Origin of the sequence: Thalassovita sp. (genome assembly GCF_034670005.1) — a bacterium.
GTDB lineage: Bacteria > Pseudomonadota > Alphaproteobacteria > Rhodobacterales > Rhodobacteraceae > Thalassobius.
The window spans coordinates 734,705-750,737 of record NZ_JAXMOH010000001.1 but is presented as its reverse complement, the minus strand read 5'-3'; the positions used below and the strand labels follow the sequence as shown (position 1 = coordinate 750,737).

Here is a 16,033-nt window from a genome sequence, read left to right as displayed (position 1 = left end):
TCTAATATTCTCGAAGCTCAATTTTACCCAAGCTTACTTTCCGGCGCGTGAAGCCTCAAGCGACCTAGCTGCGTCTAACAGTCCCTCTATCGTATCGATCATTGACTCGGCGTCGGGTGAATGTGCCCTCTCAATCCGAAAAACCGGCAATGTATCCAACGCCTCAGTCACCGCATCGCTTAGCGCCGCGATCAATAAGGGCGCGTCGCCCGCCTGCTGCGCCGCGAAGAGTTTTGCACTGCGTGGCGAAAAAAGAGGCACGATCACGGCCTGATCGCTCGCTAGCAGGGTTTTTGCGTCCTCAGTCAAAGGTGTTTCCAGTTGTTCGTAAACTACCTGTTCCCCGGTTGCCACGCCCGCAGCGGTCAGCCGGCCGGCCAGATTCCCGCGCGCATGACGCCCCCGCAGATGCAACAGCGGACCCTGAGGCGCATCGGCCATAATCCGCTGAAACAGAGTTTGGGCATCGCGTTCCATCGCTATGACATCAAACCCCTTGGCCCGCGCCGCCGCCGCTGTTGCCGATCCTACAACATAGCATCGCCGTCCCTGCCCCGCCTTTAGGGCCGCCAAAGCGTTTTGCGAGGTAAAGATCAGCATCTGCATACCGGTCAAATCGGGCGCTGGCAAAATTGTTTCGATCCGCAAAACCGGGGAAATCAAAACGGGAAGATCGCCCAAACGGTCCCGAAGCTGAGCCGCGAAACGCTGCGAAGACGCTAGGGGCCGGGTCAGCAGGAGTGTCGCCATTTCACGCGCGCCGGGATTGTTTGCACCTGCCTACGGTGTTACCTGCGGGGAAGCATTCATGCAACGGGCAGGATCATGGGTCGAACCCTTACCATTCTGGGATTGGAAAGCAGCTGCGACGACACCGCAGCGGCAGTCGTGCGCCAAACTGATGGGCAGGTGCCGGCTATTCTGTCTTCTGTCGTCTTTGGCCAGACCGAGCTGCACGCCGAATTCGGCGGCGTCGTTCCTGAAATTGCCGCCCGCGCCCATGCAGAAAAGATCGATATCTGCGTGAAACAGGCTCTGGAACAGGCAAAGCTGGCTTTGGCCGATATTGATGCCATCGCAGTGACTGCGGGTCCCGGTCTGATTGGCGGGGTATTGTCGGGGGTGATGTGCGCCAAAGGGCTGTCGGCCGGATCTGGCAAGCCGCTGATTGGGGTGAACCATCTTGCCGGACATGCGCTGACCCCGCGGCTGACCGATCAGATCGCCTTCCCCTATCTGATGCTGCTGGTGTCGGGCGGGCATTGCCAGTTTCTGCTGGTGAAAGGCCCCGAAGACTTCACCCGACTGGGCGGCACCATCGACGACGCCCCGGGCGAAGCTTTCGATAAAACCGCGCGGCTGCTGGGCCTGCCGCAACCAGGCGGACCATCGGTCGAAGCCGAGGCAGTGAACGGTGATCCGAAACGATTCCGTTTTCCCCGGCCCATGCTGGACCGTGAAGGGTGCGACATGTCCTTTTCGGGGTTGAAAACAGCCCTGCTACGCGCCCGCGATCAGGTCGTGGCAGAAAAGGGCGGGCTGACATTGCAGGACCGCGCCGATCTGGCTGCGGGATTTCAGGCGGCGATCCGCGATGTTCTGGTGGAAAAGACCCGACGCGCGCTGATCCTCTATCTGGCCGAAAACCCGACACAGCCTACCGTGGCTGTTGCAGGCGGCGTCGCCGCGAACAAGGCCATTCGGGCAGGGATAGAGACTGTTTCTGCCGAAAATGGCGTTCAGTTCACCGCACCTCCGCTGGCGCTGTGTACCGACAACGCAGCCATGATCGCCTATGCCGGACTGGAACGGTTCCGGTTGGGGCATAGGGATGACATGACTTTGACTGCCCGTCCGCGTTGGCCACTGGACAAACGTGCCCCGGCTCTGCTTGGATCGGGAAAAAAGGGAGCAAAGGCATGATCGCTGTTGCAGGATCAGGGGCGTTTGGCACCGCACTGGCGGTTTCACTGGCCGCAACCGGTCAGCCGGTGCAGCTTTGGGCGCGTGATCCCGATCATGCCACGCAAATGGAACGAACCCGGGAAAACGCCCGGCGCCTGCCCGGTGTGGCGTTACCGGACAACCTCCAGGTTGTGGCTGACTTAGAGTCTGTTGTGTCGGAAATCCCACTTTTGCTTGCCGCGCCGATGCAACAGTTGCGCGACATGCTGGTGCTCCACAAACTGGCGCTTGGCGGGCGGCCTCTGGTTGCCTGCTGCAAGGGAGTGGAGCTGTCCACAGGGCTGGGTCCGGTCGGCGTGATCGAGGAACTGATCCCTTCGGCAACGCCCGCGATCCTGACAGGGCCTAGCTTCGCCGTTGATATTGCCGGGGGCCTGCCCACCGCCTTGACGCTGGCTTGCCACGATCCGGTGATGGGAAAGCGCCTGCAGCAGGCCCTGTCGACGCAAAATCTGCGGATCTACCGCACCACCGATACGATCGGTGCCGAACTTGGTGGCGCGGTAAAGAACGTGATCGCCATCGCCTCGGGCGCAGTAATAGGTGCGGGACTGGGTGAAAGCGCACGTGCTGCGTTGATGACCCGTGGATTTGCCGAAATGCAACGCATGGCGCTGGCGCTTGGCGCACAGCCCGAAACCTTGGCGGGGCTATCGGGTTTCGGCGATTTGACGTTGACCTGCACCTCGGAACAGTCGCGCAATTACCGTTTCGGACTGGCACTGGGACGAAGGGAAACCTTCGATCCCACCGTAACCGTCGAAGGCGCCGCCACCTCCCGCGCGGTTCTGGAGCGGGCGCGGATCATGCTGATCGACATGCCAATCACCGAAGCTGTTGTCGCTCTGCTGGATGGCAGGCTGCAACTGAGTCAAGCCATGGAAATGTTACTGTCCCGACCCCTGAAGGAGGAATAAATGCTGGTAGCCCTGATCGCCCGTGACAAAGACGGCGCACTGGAAATTCGCAAGGCCAACCGGGCCGACCATTTGGCCTATATTGACGCGACCGGCGTGGTTTCCCAAGCTGGTCCGCTGATCGTCGGAGGCGACATGGCCGGGTCTCTGGTCATTCTGGACGTCGCCGACATGGCCGCTGCCGAAGATTGGGCCGCCAACGATCCCTATGCCAAGGCCGGGCTGTTCGATACAGTTGAACTGATCGAATGGAAAAAGGTCATCGGCTGATGCGTTACTGGCTGTTCAAATCCGAACCCTCGACATGGGGCTGGGATGACCAAATAGCCAAGGGCGATACGGGCGAGGAATGGGACGGCGTGCGGAATTATCAGGCGCGCAATTTCATGCGCGAAATGAAACTGGGCGATCGCGGCTTTTTCTATCATTCTCAGAAAGAAAAAGCGATTGTTGGCATTGTTGAGATTTGCGCTGAAGCCCATTCCGATAGCAGCACTGACGACCCGCGCTGGGAATGTGTGGATATCAAGGCGGTCTGCCCGGTGAAAACACCGGTGACGCTGGACCAAATCAAATCGGATGAGCGGCTGTCCGACATGGTTTTAGTGAAAAACTCGCGTCTTTCAGTGCAACCAGTGTCGTGCCGGGAATGGGCCGTGATTTGCGACATGGCCGGCGTGATTCTATAGCTTTCTCCGACAGGATAGGGCACCTTGCCGCGGGGAAACCTGAAATCAGGGAGGGACGCATGGAATTTATAAACATATTTGCGGCCGCACTTGCCAGCTATGCCTTTGGTGCAATCTGGTACATGGTCAATACCAAGGCTTGGGTCGCAGCCTCAGGTGTGGAACTGGGCGAGAATGGTCAGCCCAAGGATCGGTCCAATCCAATGCCCTACATCGTTTCATTCATCTGTACGGTAATCGTTGCGGGCATGATGCGCCATATCTTTGCGCTGGCCGGGATCGACAGTCTGGCCAAGGGTGTGGTGGCTGGTCTGGGGGTCGGGCTTTTCCTGGTCACGCCGTGGGTCGTCACCAATTACACCTTTGCCGGTCGTCCGCGCGCATTAAGCCTGATCGATGGCGGTTATGCCACCATCGGCTGTGCCATCATGGGCGCGGTTCTGACACTGTTCTAATCCCGAAAGACTCTGTTCCGGCCTAGCAGGCTGTTTCTACAGCATCGCAGATCGAGGTAATGACCTTGTCCAGCAGCGCCTGATCAGTGGCTTCACCCATCACACGGATCAAGGGTTCAGTGCCCGATTTACGGATCAACAACCGACCATCGCCATTGAGGCTTTTCTCACCGTCGGCAATGGCCTGTTGCACGCAATCGGAGTCGAGCGGCGTTTGTCCGTCCGAAAAGCGAACATTGCGCAGGATCTGCGGCACAGGTTCGAAGACCCGGGCCAGATCGCTTGCTTTCTTGCCGCTTTCGACCATTGCACGCAGGAATTGCAGCGCCGCAATCAACCCGTCGCCGGTTGTGGCGTAATCGGTCATCACGATATGGCCCGATTGTTCGCCCCCGAGATTGAAACCCTTTTCGCGCATCTTTTCGACCACGTAACGATCGCCAACGGCAGTGCGTTCCAGCGCGATCCCCTGCCCTGCGAGATATTTTTCCAGCCCCAGATTCGACATCACTGTCGCCACAAGAGTATCGCCCATCAACGTACCGTCGCGTTTCCAGATCGACGCGATCAACGCCATGATCTGATCACCATCGGCGGGGATGCCATTTTCATCCAGAATAATGACCCGGTCCGCGTCGCCATCCAGACAAATGCCCAGATTGGCGCGGGTTTCGCGGACCTTGGCCGCCGCCGCCGCAGTGTCGGTCGAACCGCAGCCGGCGTTGATGTTGCGACCGTTCGGGTTGACACCGACGGGCACCACCTCGGCACCCAGTTCCCACAGGACCGCCGGAGCGGCCTTGTACGCGGCACCATTCGCACAATCCAGCACCACCCGCAGACCGTCCAAGCGCAGCTTGTTGGGAAAAGTGGTCTTGGCATATTCCACGTAACGACCCAGCGCGTCGTCGATCCGTTTGGCACGACCGATATTTTCCGGCGCAGCAAGGGTCACGCCGTCATTCAGGATACGCTCGATTTCGATTTCGGCTTCGTCCGACAACTTGAATCCGTTGGGGCCGAAAAATTTAATGCCGTTGTCATAGGCCGGGTTGTGGCTGGCCGAAATCATTACGCCAACATCGGCGCGCATGGAATGGGTCAGATAGCCAATCGCCGGGGTAGGCATCGGCCCCAAAAGCAGCACATCCATGCCAGTTGATGTAAACCCTGCCGTCAACGCGTTTTCCAGCATATATCCCGACAGGCGGGTATCCTTGCCGATCACAACCCGATGTTCGTGCTTGTCACGGCGAAAATAGCGACCCGCTGCCGCGCCCAGCTTCATGGCCAATTCAGCCGTCATCGGAAAGCTGTTGGTCCGCCCACGCACTCCGTCGGTGCCAAAAAGAGAACGTGTCATCGCATCTAAAACCCATAAACCCAGATTGGGGCTTTCTTATGCGCCACAGCCAATTGTGTCCAGCCTCTGCGCTGAGACGGGCTTGGCTGACAGCGAAGACATCGGCTGATTTTTACGCGAATTGTTTCAGTTGGGCCAGGCTTTTTACGGCCAAAAAATAGGCAAGCTGTCCATTTTTGATGCGGTTTCATGCTTTGTTGCCACACAGCATGTCTTGCACCGGCTAAAATTTGGCAAGCTTCGTCAGGCCGCAACATAGTTCTAAGCGCAGATGCAGAATCCCTGATATCTGGAATTCGGGAGCGGGACGGGAATACCGGAACTTGATTAAAGACCTGAAGATAGCTGCTCTCGACCGGATTTTTTCTCAGCTGAATCAACTGCCCCGTCAACATAAGTCCATCATGATGCTGACGCTGGACGCTGTGCTGATCTGCGCCACATTTGTCGGGTCGCACCTGATCGCACGGACAATCTGGCCAAGCGCCCAACTGCTGATTGATATGCTCCCCTATATGCTGATCATGGGGATGGCAGGTATGGCGATGACGGCCGCGATCGGACTGCACCGGGTGCGGTTGATTGCTTTCCAGATGCGCAGCGTGGCGCAAAGCGCAGCCGTTTCCGGGTCCATGGCCATCATCGGCGCGGTCATGCTACTGGTGCCGGGGGTGCCTTTGAGCCCTCTGGGCAATGTAATCTTTGCCATGAGCTTTCTGATCCTCAGTGTTGCGTCCCGTCAGATCCTGCTGGACGCCGTAACTCAGATTTATCGTCATGGGCGCAAAAGGCAGCGGGTGCTGATCTATGGTGCCGGTCGTACCGGTCAGCAATTGGCCGCTGCATTGGCCACCGACGAAACGGTGGAACCGATCTGTTTCGTCGACGACAATCCGACCCTTCAAAGCCTGACTATTTACGGGTTAATCGTCTATTCCCCGGTGCAACTGGGCGATCTGATCACTACACAACAGATCGACCGCGTCGTGTTGGCGATGCCGTCGGTCAGCCAGCCCGAGCTGGCGCGGATCGAACGCAAAGTCCGCGATCTGGGCTGTGAAGTTCAGGCGCTGCCCTCTTTTGCTGAACTGTTGGAAAACGGTGGGTCACCACGCAACCTTTCGCATCGACAATTGCACGGGTTAATGAACCGCAATCGACTGGAAAAGGAACTGCCCGGAGTAAGCGACACCTATCAGGGTCAACGCATTCTGGTCACAGGTGCAGGCGGATCGATCGGATCAGAAATCTGCCGTCAGCTTCTGACCTGTAAACCAGCGGCTTTGGTTTTGTTGGATCACAGTGAACTGGCACTGTACGAAATCAACAAAGAACTGACTGGGCTGCAAAGTTCGATCCCGATCACGCCTGTGCTTGGGACCATCTGCCAGCGACCATTGCTGCGCCATGTGATGGAAGAAAACAAAATCGACGTGGTACTGCATGCTGCCGCCTATAAGCATGTGCCGATGGTCGAAGCGAATATCCTGGAGGGGTTGCGCAACAATGTGATGGGTACCCGGATACTGGCGGACGAGGCGCGCCGCGCCGGGGTCGGGCGGTTCACTCTGGTATCTTCGGACAAAGCGGTGCGCCCGACCAGCGTGATGGGCTGCACCAAACGTATGGCCGAACTGATCGTGCAGGATTTCGCATCGCGGTCGGAGCACACGCTGTTTTCGATGGTGCGTTTCGGCAATGTGGTGAATTCCTCGGGGTCTGTCGTGCCTCTGTTTCAGGATCAGATCGCGCGTGGCGGCCCGGTCACAGTCACTCACCCCGATGTGACGCGCTATTTCATGACCATCCCAGAAGCGGTGCGGCTGGTTCTGCTAGCCGGATCAATCGCCGAAGGTGGTGATGTCCTGGTGCTGGATATGGGGGACCCCGTCAAAATTGACGATGTGGCCCGCCACATGATCGAAGGCGCAGGGCTAAGCGTGAAATCAGATACCAATCCCGATGGCGATATCGCCATAACCTATGCCGGGCTACGCCCGGGCGAAAAACTGCACGAAGAATTGCTGATAAGCCGCGACATGATCACCACGCCGCACCCCAAGATAATGCGGGCGCAGGAAGGGCGGCTTTCGGAAATCGAAATGGCTAAGATAAATAAGGAACTGGCACGGGTGATCGAAGATCACGACATTTCCGGCGGTCTGGCGTTGCTGGATAACTGGATCGAAGGGCGCGGCGCCAGCCTTGTCGCTGCCACAAGGGGCGACTGAAAGCCGCCCCATAAGTTCGGCTGCGGCGGCGTCCAACGCTGCCAAGATCAGCCGTAAACAGCTTCTTTTTTGAAATGCTTGGTCAACATGTAATAGACCACGGCGCGGTATTTGTTGCGCTCTGAACGGCCATAAGTTTCGATCACTGAATTGATCGCTGCCATTAGATCCGGACCGTCCTCCAAGCCAAGTTTCTTGATCAGGAAGTTTGTTTTGACCGTTTCCAGCTCGGATTCCTGCGTCGCCGCCACGGTCGACGCATCGGCGTTATAGATCGCCGGACCACAGCCAATGGTCACCTTGGTCAAAAGATCCATATCCGGATCCATTCCGCATTTGTTTTTCAGATCATCGGCATATTGCGCGATCAGATCGTCCCGTTTTCCCATTTCTTCACTCCCGCCGTTCCGCCTTAGCAATAAGGCAATTTCTGTCCATACTGATGCGAGCGCAGCCTAGACGCGTTACCATCAGGCACAAAGGGGAAATTTGGGCAGCTTTCCCCATCGGCATCCCAACGGGGCAGGGCCGTGTTCTGCTCCATCTTTGCAATCACCTTTGCCCCCAAAAAAAAGAAACCCCGCCAAGGCATGGCGGGGTTTCTGACCAGTTCTTAAGAGGCATTTCAGCTCAATAGCGGTAATGTTCCGGCTTGAACGGGCCTTCGGGACTTACGCCGATATAGTCGGCCTGATCCTGGCTCAGCTTAGAAAGCTTCACGCCGATCCGGTCCAGATGCAGCCGGGCGACCTTTTCGTCCAGATGCTTGGGCAGGATATAGACTTCGTTCTTGTACTCCTCGCCGCGGGTCCACAATTCGATCTGCGCCAGCGTCTGGTTGGTGAAGCTGGCCGACATCACGAAGGACGGGTGGCCGGTGGCGTTGCCGAGGTTCAGCAGGCGGCCTTCGGACAGCAGGATGATCCGCGCGCCCGACGGCATTTCGATCATGTCCACCTGGTCCTTGATGTTGGTCCATTTGTGGTTCTTCAGCGCCGCGACCTGAATTTCGTTGTCGAAATGGCCGATATTGCCGACGATCGCCATATCCTTCATCTCGCGCATATGCTCGATGCGGATGATGTCCTTGTTGCCGGTGGTGGTGATGAAGATGTCGGCGCTCGACACCGCGTCTTCCAGCGTCACCACTTCGAACCCGTCCATCGCGGCCTGCAGAGCACAGATCGGATCGACCTCGGTTACTTTCACCCGGGCACCCGCACCGCGCAGCGAAGCGGCGGATCCTTTGCCGACATCGCCATAACCGCAGACCAAGGCGACCTTGCCAGCCATCATGGTGTCGGTGGCGCGGCGGATACCGTCGACCAGCGATTCCTTGCAGCCGTATTTATTGTCAAATTTCGACTTGGTGACGGAATCGTTCACGTTGATGGCGGGGAAGGGCAGGTGGCCCTTTTCCATCATCTGGTACAGGCGATGCACGCCGGTGGTGGTTTCCTCAGTCACACCCTTGATCATGTGACGCTGCTTGGTGAACCAGCCGGGGCTTTCTTTCAGGCGCTTCTTGATCTGCGCGAACAGCGCGACCTCTTCTTCACTGGTCGGGGTTTCGATCAGGTCGGTTTCGCCTTCTTCAACGCGCGCACCGATCAGAATATAGAGCGTCGCATCACCGCCATCGTCGAGGATCATGTTGGCGCCGCCTTCCTCGAAGTGGAAAATGCGGTCGGCGTAATCCCAGTATTCTTCCAGCGTTTCACCCTTGATAGCGAAAACCGGGGTGCCGGTCGCGGCAATCGCCGCCGCAGCGTGATCCTGGGTCGAAAAGATGTTGCACGAGGCCCAGCGAACATCGGCGCCCAGCGCCACCAGCGTTTCGATCAGGACCGCGGTCTGGATCGTCATGTGCAGTGACCCGGCGATACGTGCGCCTTTCAGCGGCTGGGTCTGCCCGTATTCTTCACGCAGCGCCATCAGGCCCGGCATTTCGGTTTCGGCAATGTCCAGCTCTTTGCGGCCGAACTCAGCCAGATTGATGTCTTTTACGATATAGTCGTTTGCCATCCGGACAGCTCCTTACAATCACATTTGCAAGGCAGATAACATTCGACCCTTAATCACACAATGTGCGATTGGCCCGATACGCCTTCTGGATCAGCCTTCTACACCTTCTTGAGGTACCAGGCTGGCTGCATTCCAATTTCGACCGGTTGCCAGAATGCAGCTGATCCCATCGGCCCGGGTAATGAACACGGTGAAGCTACCGGTGTCGGAAGACGACCAGACTTCAATCAATTGCTGCGGATTTTGCAGCCCGCCGCCAGTCAGCTGCTCATTGTATTTTTTCGACAGACTGTTCACCAAAGTGTCACGCGGCAAGCATTTGGATGCTTGGGCAGAAACCGCCGAAGCCAAAAAGCCAACACCCAGACAAATAGTCACAGCCAAAGCGTATCGTGGCGCGGGGCCGACGGCGCGGGTTTTCAGAAAAATGGACATACTCGTACTCCTTTTCCATGAAAATGCCGTCGGATCTGACGCCCGGGAAAGAGCGCGGTTCAGGCGGAATTTACAGCAAGTACCGGAGCAAACTATGTGCCTGAGTCATCCATGTTTCGGCATTCTTCTACTGATCAAATACGGCCAATTCACAATTAGTTTGAATCGTTCCGAACCGGACCTATCCGTAAGAAAGGGGTCATCAACACGACCGGTTGCGCCTTGTTTTGTTGATTCAATGGCTGGTTATCGAATGGTTCAAACGCTTTCGCTTTATGTCACAGCTATGGTTTGGCGCGGGATCATAACTCCCACCCCATACGATTCAGGTTCCGTGCACGTTGTGGCATTGACGTTACAACAACTCCACGAACAAGGCGGAATAGCCTCGTGTGGCAAAGCGTCCACGTTGCATGAATCGGGCTCACCGGCTACTCAGGACCAGAAGTTCACGAGGTGCCCTATGGCCGCAAAACAACCCCGCGCTTGGCAACGGATGTTGTCTGGTCGTCGGCTGGATCTGCTGGATCCAACCCCGATGGATATCGAGATCGAAGACATCGCGCATGGGCTGGCGTTTGTGGCGCGCTGGAATGGTCAAACACAAGGTGATTTCGCCTATTCCGTAGCCGAGCATTCGCTGCTGGTCGAAGAGCTTTATACTCGAATGACCCCGCAAGCCCCGGTCAAATGGCAGCTGGCCGCGTTGCTGCATGACGCGCCCGAATATGTTATCGGCGATATGATTTCCCCGGTTAAGGCGGCGGTCGGGCCGGAATATGACGAGCTGGATAAACGGCTGATGGCTGCGATCCACATTCGATTCGGTTTGCCAGCGACGATCCCGGCAACGGTAAAGAAACAAATCAAGAAGGCAGACCGCGTCAGCGCCTGGATGGAAGCGACTCAGATCGCGGGTTTCACGGTAAACGAGGCGACAAGGTTTTTTGGCAAACCCGACCCAGCGGTGATTGAGGGTCTGGCGATTCGACTGCGCCCACCGGTCGAGGCGCGGAACGACTACACTGGCCGTGTCGCAATGCTATTACAGGACTGCTGAAATGCGAATCCGTCGCGCAACCCGTATCGATACGCGACCGATGGCCGATCTGCTGAACGAAATTATTGCAGCGGGCGGAACGACAGCGATAACCGATTTGGTCAGCGGCAAAATGCTTTGGGACTGGATCGAAACTGGCGCAGAACGGGCCGCTTGGCACGTGGCGGACGACGCGGGCGACATCATTGGGTTTCAATGGATTGGCCCGCAGGATTATCTGCCGGACGAAGCGTGCGATATTGCGACCTTCGTACGGATCGGCCAGACTGGCCTGGGGACCGGATCAAAGCTGTTCGAAGCAACCCGGGCGGCCGCCGAAGCGCTTGGGTATGTCTGGATCAACGCCAATATCCGCGCCGATAACGACAGCGGGCTGACGTACCATCAAAGCCGCGGATTTCGCGACTATGACCGCTGGCATGATTACAGGCTCAATAATGGTCAGAAGGTCGATAAGGTTCTGAAACGCTTCGATCTCGATTGACCCAAGCGCGGCGAGCGCCGCTCACCCGCGCTTGTCCAAATTGCTCAGCGCGGACTACGCTTGGCCAGGATGCGCTGCAACGTCCTGCGGTGCATGTTCAGCCGCCGGGCGGTTTCGCTGACATTTCGGTCGCACAGCTCGTACACCCGCTGAATATGTTCCCACCGCACCCGGTCGGCGCTCATCGGGTTTTCCGGTGGCGGCGGCATTTCGTCATCGGCGGCCAGCAGAGCATTCGTGATATCGGTGGCATCGGCGGGTTTCGACAGGTAATCGGTCGCCCCGATCTTGACCGCCGCCACAGCGGTGGCAATGGCGCCATAGCCGGTCAGCACCACGATCCGGCTATCTGGACGTTTTTCCCGCAGCACTTCGACCACATCCAGTCCATTCCCGTCCTCCAGACGCAGGTCGCAAACGGCATAGGCTGGCGGTCGGGCGGTGGCGATGGCTTTGCCAGCGGCGACGGAACCTGCGGTTTCCACTTCGAAACCACGTTTTTCCATAGCCTTGGCCAGCCGTTTCAGAAACGGTTCATCGTCATCGACGATCAACAGCGATTTGTCCTCGCCGATCTTTTCAGAAAGCTCAGCCATGTGGATCCTCCAGCGTCGCGCGACCACGGTTTTACCGGTTCTATAGCGCAGGGTGTCTTGCGTCAAACCATCCCGGCTTAGCCATGCGCGTCCAGAAAACACTGAACCTTGTCAGCCATTTGTTCCGGCTCCAGATCACGGCGGAAAAATTCCACAAAACCGTCGTCGGGGAACACCAGATAAGTGAAGGTCGAATGATCAATCAGGTAGTAGTCTTCGTCACCCGCTTCGGGTTCCTGTTTCTGGTAAAAGGTACGATAGGCTTGGCTGGCCGCTTTCACCTGTTCCGGGGTCCCGGTCAGTCCAATCATGCGCGGATGCAGGTAATCGGTAAAATCGGCCAGCAATTCCGGTGTGTCGCGGTCAGGGTCGATGGAAATGAACACCGGCTTCACGATCTTGCCGCGGTTTTCCAGTATTTCGATCGTTTCGGCATTGCGCGCATTGTCCAGAGGGCAAACATCGGGACAGAAAGTATAGCCGAAATAGAGCAGCGTAGGCTGGTCGATCACGTCTTTGTCGGTGACCGTTTTGCCAGTTTCGTCAACCAGAGTGAACGGCCCGCCGAGCGTGGATCCACCAGCCACTGCGCCGGTACGACAATCGGCATATTTGTCATCCGGCCCGGTACCAGAGGTTACATACCATGTCGCCCCCAGCAATGCAGCTATGGCAACGGCCGAAATCGACGCGACAAATGTACGGTTCATGATGGTATCCTCGGTCCGGGAGCGGTCTGTTGATTGGTCTTTCTTGCATATTTATCATTAGACAAAGAAATTCAACGGGACGAAGTCGCACATGGCCGAAACGACATTCAAAGTACTCAAGGGCAGCGAGCGCGGTAACTGGATCAAGCTGCGCACGATCACCTTGCTCAGATGGGCGGCCATTGCCGGACAGTTGACGGCGATTTTCGTTGCTCAGGTCTTTTTTGACCTGCAATTGGAAATCAGCCTTTGCCTGTTGGTCATTTCCGTTTCGATTCTCGGCAATCTGATCACGATGTTCATTTTTCCCGAAAGCAAACGACTGACGGAAACCGAAAACCTGCTGATGGTGCTATTCGATCTGTTGCAGCTGTCGCTGTTATTATACCTCACCGGCGGTTTGCATAATCCGTTTTCGATCCTTATCCTTGGTCCTGTGACGGTATCTGCTTCGGCTCTGTCGCTGCGCTCGACCATGTTTCTTGGCATCACCGCGATTCTGGCGGTGACGCTGCTGGCCAGATTCCATCTGCCACTGCGGACCGATCAAGGCTTCATCTTGCGAATCCCGGATATCTTCGTTTTCGGAAATTGGATCGCCACCGTGATCGCGGTGATCTTTCTTGGAGCCTATTCGCGTCGCGTCACTGTGGAAATGCACGCGATGTCCGACGCGTTGCAGGCGACCTACATGGCCCTGTCCAGGGAACAGAAACTGACCGATATCGGTGGCGTTGTGGCGGCGGCGGCACACGAACTGGGCACTCCATTGGCGACGATCAAGCTGACCAGCGCCGAATTAATTGAGGATCTGGAGGACTGGCCTGAACTGCAGGAAGATGCCCGCCTGATCCGCGAACAGGCTGATCGCTGCCGCGATATTCTACGGTCGATGGGGCGGGCCGGCAAAGACGATCTGCACCTGCGTCAGGCCCCGCTGATGGCGGTCCTGCGCGAAGCGGCAGATCCTCATCTGGAGCGCGGCAAGGAATTGCATTTCGAATTGGCGGATGGGCTTGATGCGCAGTCACAGCCTTCGGTTCTGCGCCGACCCGAAATCATCCACGGAGTACGCAACCTGATCCAGAACGGGGTCGACTTCGCCACTGAAAATGTCTGGGTCGAAGCAAGCTGGAACGACAGCGAAATCCGTGTTCGCATCATGGATGACGGTGCGGGCTATCCACCTCAGTTGATCGGACGTATCGGAGACCCGTTCATGCGCCGCCGTCGCGCTGGGGCAGACATGACGAAACGACCGGAATACGAAGGTATGGGTTTGGGCCTTTTCATTGCAAAAACCTTGCTGGAACGGTCGGGAGCTGAGTTGAGTTTCGCTAATGGCCGCGATCCGCATATGCCACTCGGTATTCATTCCGAAAGATGTGGTGCAATCGTCGAAGTTGTTTGGTTGCGCCGGAAAATCGACGCACAAAGCGGTGAAAATGCTGTTCCAATTGGGGAAAATCAGCCTTTGGCGATCTAACCACTCACCCTTTAAGAGCTTGTTAACCAGTTATCTTCAACTTAGAGATTATTTTTAGACAGGTGTACCATGCTCGATTTACAGAGTTTTTTGGGGATTTGTGCAATTTCTCTGATCGCTGCGGCACTTACATTTCGTTTCGTTCAAAAGCCCCAAGCAGATCCCACGATTTCGGTTTTCAACGGTAACGAAGAGACCAGATTCCTTTATAATGGATCTGATCTGTTGAATGCCAGTGACAGCGGCGAAGTCCTGTTGGACATGGCCGAAGGTGACCGCACCGATTGGTACCAAATGGCAAAGCTACTACGCCCGCGTTTTCCTGATTTTCCAGACGTACCTCCGCCAGGGTTGTCTGGCAATCCACTGACGCTGGAATCCATCGATATGGGAGGAGACTCGACCGTCCTGATCGAGGATATAAATGGTCTGACCAGGGTCAGCCTGATTGATAATACTCCAAACCGGACCCAATCAGCCGCTGATCTGCATCAGCGCAGGGTTTGGGAAGCCCAAATCGATACGCTCAACAGCGCGGTTCAAGGGTCGCCCTATCCGATCTGGCAAACCGATGCACATGGTCGGGTCAAATGGGCCAATTCGGCTTATGAAATGCTGGCGAGAGCTTGTATTGGACCGAACGCCGAAGGTCACGAATCGCTCTTCGAGCTGACCGGGAGCAAACCGCCGGTGCCATCGCGCAAACGGTTGTCAGTCACGCTCAAGAACGGGTCCGAATGCTTGTGGTATGACGTTACATCGTCCCTGACGGACAAGTTTACCATGCACTATGCCACCGATATCAATGCGGTTGTGCAAGCGGAGATCGCACAACGCAATTTCGTGCAAACCCTGACCAAAACCTTTGCTCAACTGTCGATCGGCTTGGCGATATTCGATCGTAAGCGTGAGTTGGCACTGTTCAATCCGGCGCTAGCGGATTTGACCCACTTGTCAGTGGAATTTCTGTCCAAACGGCCAAGCCTGCACGATTTCTTTGACCGGCTACGCGACAATCAGACCATGCCGGAACCGAAGAACTACAATTCTTGGCTCGATGAAATGGACGACTTGATCGATGCTGCCAGCGACGGCCGCTACCTGGAAACATGGCATTTGCCAACGGGGCTGACATATCGCGTAAGCGGTCGGCCGCATCCGGACGGCGCAATGGCCTTCCTGATCGAAGATATCAGTGCCGAAATGTCGCTAACCCGTCGTTTTCGCGCCGATCTGGAATTAAATCAGTCGGTACTGAACCATCTGAACCTGGCAGTCGCGGTTTTTTCTTCGAGTGGTCAAATGTATTTTTGCAACAGCATGTATTGCGAGATTTGGAAAACCGAACCGGATTATGGCCTCACGGAACCAACGATCAGAGATTCCGTGCAGCATTGGAAAGGGGCCAGCCTGCCATCACCCCGTTGGGACGAAATCGCGCAATTCGTTACCACCGCCACGCCGAATTGCGATCAGCAGGTTCCGGTCCGGCTGAAGGACGGCACCAACCTGACCACCTGGGCTCGGAGGATCGGCGGCGGTGCGACGATGGTTCTGTTCGAATATGCCCAACAGGTCGAGATGCAGCCCAAATTGGTCGATAGTGCCTGATCCGGC

At 56.7% G+C, this 16,033-nt stretch carries 17 protein-coding genes; 10 read left to right on the top strand and 7 right to left on the bottom strand.

All coding sequences use genetic code 11. The features are described 5' to 3' along the window. Positions 1-33 precede the first annotated feature (33 nt). Positions 34-750, bottom strand: coding sequence for a uroporphyrinogen-III synthase (locus VOI23_RS03715; RefSeq protein WP_323781711.1), 717 nt, complete (start codon positions 748-750; stop codon positions 34-36). Positions 751-825: 75 nt separating this feature from the next. On the opposite strand from VOI23_RS03715, the gene tsaD reads away from it, so the two are divergent. From tsaD to VOI23_RS03690, 5 genes are read left to right on the top strand one after another with little or no spacing between them, the layout of a single operon-like run. Continuing rightward, positions 826-1,923 (top strand): tRNA (adenosine(37)-N6)-threonylcarbamoyltransferase complex transferase subunit TsaD, encoded by a 1,098-nt coding sequence (gene tsaD / locus VOI23_RS03710; protein ID WP_323781709.1) that lies wholly within the window; start codon positions 826-828, stop codon positions 1,921-1,923. Next, the gene (locus tag VOI23_RS03705) at positions 1,920-2,882 is read left to right on the top strand and encodes an NAD(P)H-dependent glycerol-3-phosphate dehydrogenase (protein WP_323781706.1); all 963 of its coding nucleotides are present in this window, start codon (positions 1,920-1,922) and stop codon (positions 2,880-2,882) included. The genes tsaD and VOI23_RS03705 overlap by 4 nt, the downstream gene beginning before the upstream one ends. Further along, entirely contained in the window at positions 2,883-3,152 is a 270-nt protein-coding gene (locus tag VOI23_RS03700) for a YciI family protein (RefSeq protein WP_323781703.1), read from the top strand. Continuing rightward, complete coding sequence (locus tag VOI23_RS03695; RefSeq protein WP_323781871.1) at positions 3,152-3,571, top strand: EVE domain-containing protein; 420 nt, start codon at positions 3,152-3,154, stop codon at positions 3,569-3,571. The genes VOI23_RS03700 and VOI23_RS03695 overlap by 1 nt, the downstream gene beginning before the upstream one ends. Before the next feature lie 59 nt (positions 3,572-3,630). Next, positions 3,631-4,026, top strand: coding sequence for a DUF1761 domain-containing protein (locus VOI23_RS03690; RefSeq protein WP_323781700.1), 396 nt, complete (start codon positions 3,631-3,633; stop codon positions 4,024-4,026). A 22-nt stretch (positions 4,027-4,048) separates the two neighbouring features. On the opposite strand, the gene glmM is transcribed toward VOI23_RS03690, so the two are convergent. Then, positions 4,049-5,389, bottom strand: a complete 1,341-nt coding sequence (gene glmM / locus VOI23_RS03685; RefSeq protein WP_323781697.1) for a phosphoglucosamine mutase — start codon at positions 5,387-5,389, stop codon at positions 4,049-4,051. 404 nt (positions 5,390-5,793) lie between these two features. Between glmM and VOI23_RS03680 the strand changes: the two genes are divergently transcribed. Beyond that, a complete protein-coding gene (locus VOI23_RS03680) occupies positions 5,794-7,620 on the top strand; it encodes a nucleoside-diphosphate sugar epimerase/dehydratase (protein ID WP_323781694.1) in 1,827 nt (608 codons plus the stop codon). Between the two features lie 47 nt (positions 7,621-7,667). Here VOI23_RS03680 and VOI23_RS03675 read toward each other — a convergent pair whose 3' ends face one another. The 3 genes from VOI23_RS03675 to VOI23_RS03665 all read right to left on the bottom strand — a co-directional run bounded on the left by VOI23_RS03675 (position 7,668) and on the right by VOI23_RS03665 (position 10,080). Continuing rightward, positions 7,668-8,009 carry a DUF2853 family protein gene (locus VOI23_RS03675; RefSeq protein WP_323781691.1) on the bottom strand — a complete coding sequence of 114 codons (342 nt, stop codon included), beginning with the start codon at positions 8,007-8,009 and terminating at the stop codon, positions 7,668-7,670. 241 nt (positions 8,010-8,250) lie between these two features. Next, complete coding sequence (ahcY, locus tag VOI23_RS03670; protein ID WP_323781688.1) at positions 8,251-9,645, bottom strand: adenosylhomocysteinase; 1,395 nt, start codon at positions 9,643-9,645, stop codon at positions 8,251-8,253. A gap of 90 nt (positions 9,646-9,735) precedes the next feature. Further along, positions 9,736-10,080 carry a hypothetical protein gene (locus tag VOI23_RS03665; RefSeq protein WP_323781686.1) on the bottom strand — a complete coding sequence of 115 codons (345 nt, stop codon included), beginning with the start codon at positions 10,078-10,080 and terminating at the stop codon, positions 9,736-9,738. Positions 10,081-10,543: 463 nt separating this feature from the next. On the opposite strand from VOI23_RS03665, the gene VOI23_RS03660 reads away from it, so the two are divergent. Beyond that, entirely contained in the window at positions 10,544-11,140 is a 597-nt protein-coding gene (locus VOI23_RS03660) for an HD family hydrolase (protein WP_323781683.1), read from the top strand. A 1-nt stretch (position 11,141) separates the two neighbouring features. Next, positions 11,142-11,624, top strand: coding sequence for a GNAT family N-acetyltransferase (locus VOI23_RS03655; protein ID WP_323781680.1), 483 nt, complete (start codon positions 11,142-11,144; stop codon positions 11,622-11,624). A 44-nt stretch (positions 11,625-11,668) separates the two neighbouring features. Here VOI23_RS03655 and VOI23_RS03650 read toward each other — a convergent pair whose 3' ends face one another. Both VOI23_RS03650 and VOI23_RS03645 read right to left on the bottom strand, forming a co-directional pair. Further along, positions 11,669-12,220, bottom strand: coding sequence for an ActR/PrrA/RegA family redox response regulator transcription factor (locus tag VOI23_RS03650; protein ID WP_323781677.1), 552 nt, complete (start codon positions 12,218-12,220; stop codon positions 11,669-11,671). A 77-nt stretch (positions 12,221-12,297) separates the two neighbouring features. Continuing rightward, complete coding sequence (locus tag VOI23_RS03645; protein WP_323781674.1) at positions 12,298-12,930, bottom strand: SCO family protein; 633 nt, start codon at positions 12,928-12,930, stop codon at positions 12,298-12,300. 91 nt (positions 12,931-13,021) lie between these two features. Between VOI23_RS03645 and regB the strand changes: the two genes are divergently transcribed. Together regB and VOI23_RS03635 are read left to right on the top strand one after the other, a co-directional pair. Continuing rightward, positions 13,022-14,416, top strand: coding sequence for a sensor histidine kinase RegB (regB, locus tag VOI23_RS03640; protein WP_323781671.1), 1,395 nt, complete (start codon positions 13,022-13,024; stop codon positions 14,414-14,416). Between the two features lie 225 nt (positions 14,417-14,641). Further along, positions 14,642-16,027 (top strand): PAS-domain containing protein, encoded by a 1,386-nt coding sequence (locus VOI23_RS03635; RefSeq protein ID WP_323781669.1) that lies wholly within the window; start codon positions 14,642-14,644, stop codon positions 16,025-16,027. Positions 16,028-16,033 lie beyond the last annotated feature (6 nt).

Bases quoted from the DNA above. Each gene is read 5' to 3' on its own strand.
- VOI23_RS03715 (WP_323781711.1), bottom strand. From the start codon at position 750: ATGGCGACACTCCTGCTGACCCGGCCCCTAGCGTCTTCGCAGCGTTTC.
- tsaD (WP_323781709.1), top strand. From the start codon at position 826: ATGGGTCGAACCCTTACCATTCTGGGATTGGAAAGCAGCTGCGACGAC.
- VOI23_RS03705 (WP_323781706.1), top strand. From the start codon at position 1,920: ATGATCGCTGTTGCAGGATCAGGGGCGTTTGGCACCGCACTGGCGGTT.
- VOI23_RS03700 (WP_323781703.1), top strand. From the start codon at position 2,883: ATGCTGGTAGCCCTGATCGCCCGTGACAAAGACGGCGCACTGGAAATT.
- VOI23_RS03695 (WP_323781871.1), top strand. From the start codon at position 3,152: ATGCGTTACTGGCTGTTCAAATCCGAACCCTCGACATGGGGCTGGGAT.
- VOI23_RS03690 (WP_323781700.1), top strand. From the start codon at position 3,631: ATGGAATTTATAAACATATTTGCGGCCGCACTTGCCAGCTATGCCTTT.
- glmM (WP_323781697.1), bottom strand. From the start codon at position 5,389: ATGACACGTTCTCTTTTTGGCACCGACGGAGTGCGTGGGCGGACCAAC.
- VOI23_RS03680 (WP_323781694.1), top strand. From the start codon at position 5,794: ATGATGCTGACGCTGGACGCTGTGCTGATCTGCGCCACATTTGTCGGG.
- VOI23_RS03675 (WP_323781691.1), bottom strand. From the start codon at position 8,009: ATGGGAAAACGGGACGATCTGATCGCGCAATATGCCGATGATCTGAAA.
- ahcY (WP_323781688.1), bottom strand. From the start codon at position 9,645: ATGGCAAACGACTATATCGTAAAAGACATCAATCTGGCTGAGTTCGGC.
- VOI23_RS03665 (WP_323781686.1), bottom strand. From the start codon at position 10,080: ATGTCCATTTTTCTGAAAACCCGCGCCGTCGGCCCCGCGCCACGATAC.
- VOI23_RS03660 (WP_323781683.1), top strand. From the start codon at position 10,544: ATGGCCGCAAAACAACCCCGCGCTTGGCAACGGATGTTGTCTGGTCGT.
- VOI23_RS03655 (WP_323781680.1), top strand. From the start codon at position 11,142: ATGCGAATCCGTCGCGCAACCCGTATCGATACGCGACCGATGGCCGAT.
- VOI23_RS03650 (WP_323781677.1), bottom strand. From the start codon at position 12,220: ATGGCTGAGCTTTCTGAAAAGATCGGCGAGGACAAATCGCTGTTGATC.
- VOI23_RS03645 (WP_323781674.1), bottom strand. From the start codon at position 12,930: ATGAACCGTACATTTGTCGCGTCGATTTCGGCCGTTGCCATAGCTGCA.
- regB (WP_323781671.1), top strand. From the start codon at position 13,022: ATGGCCGAAACGACATTCAAAGTACTCAAGGGCAGCGAGCGCGGTAAC.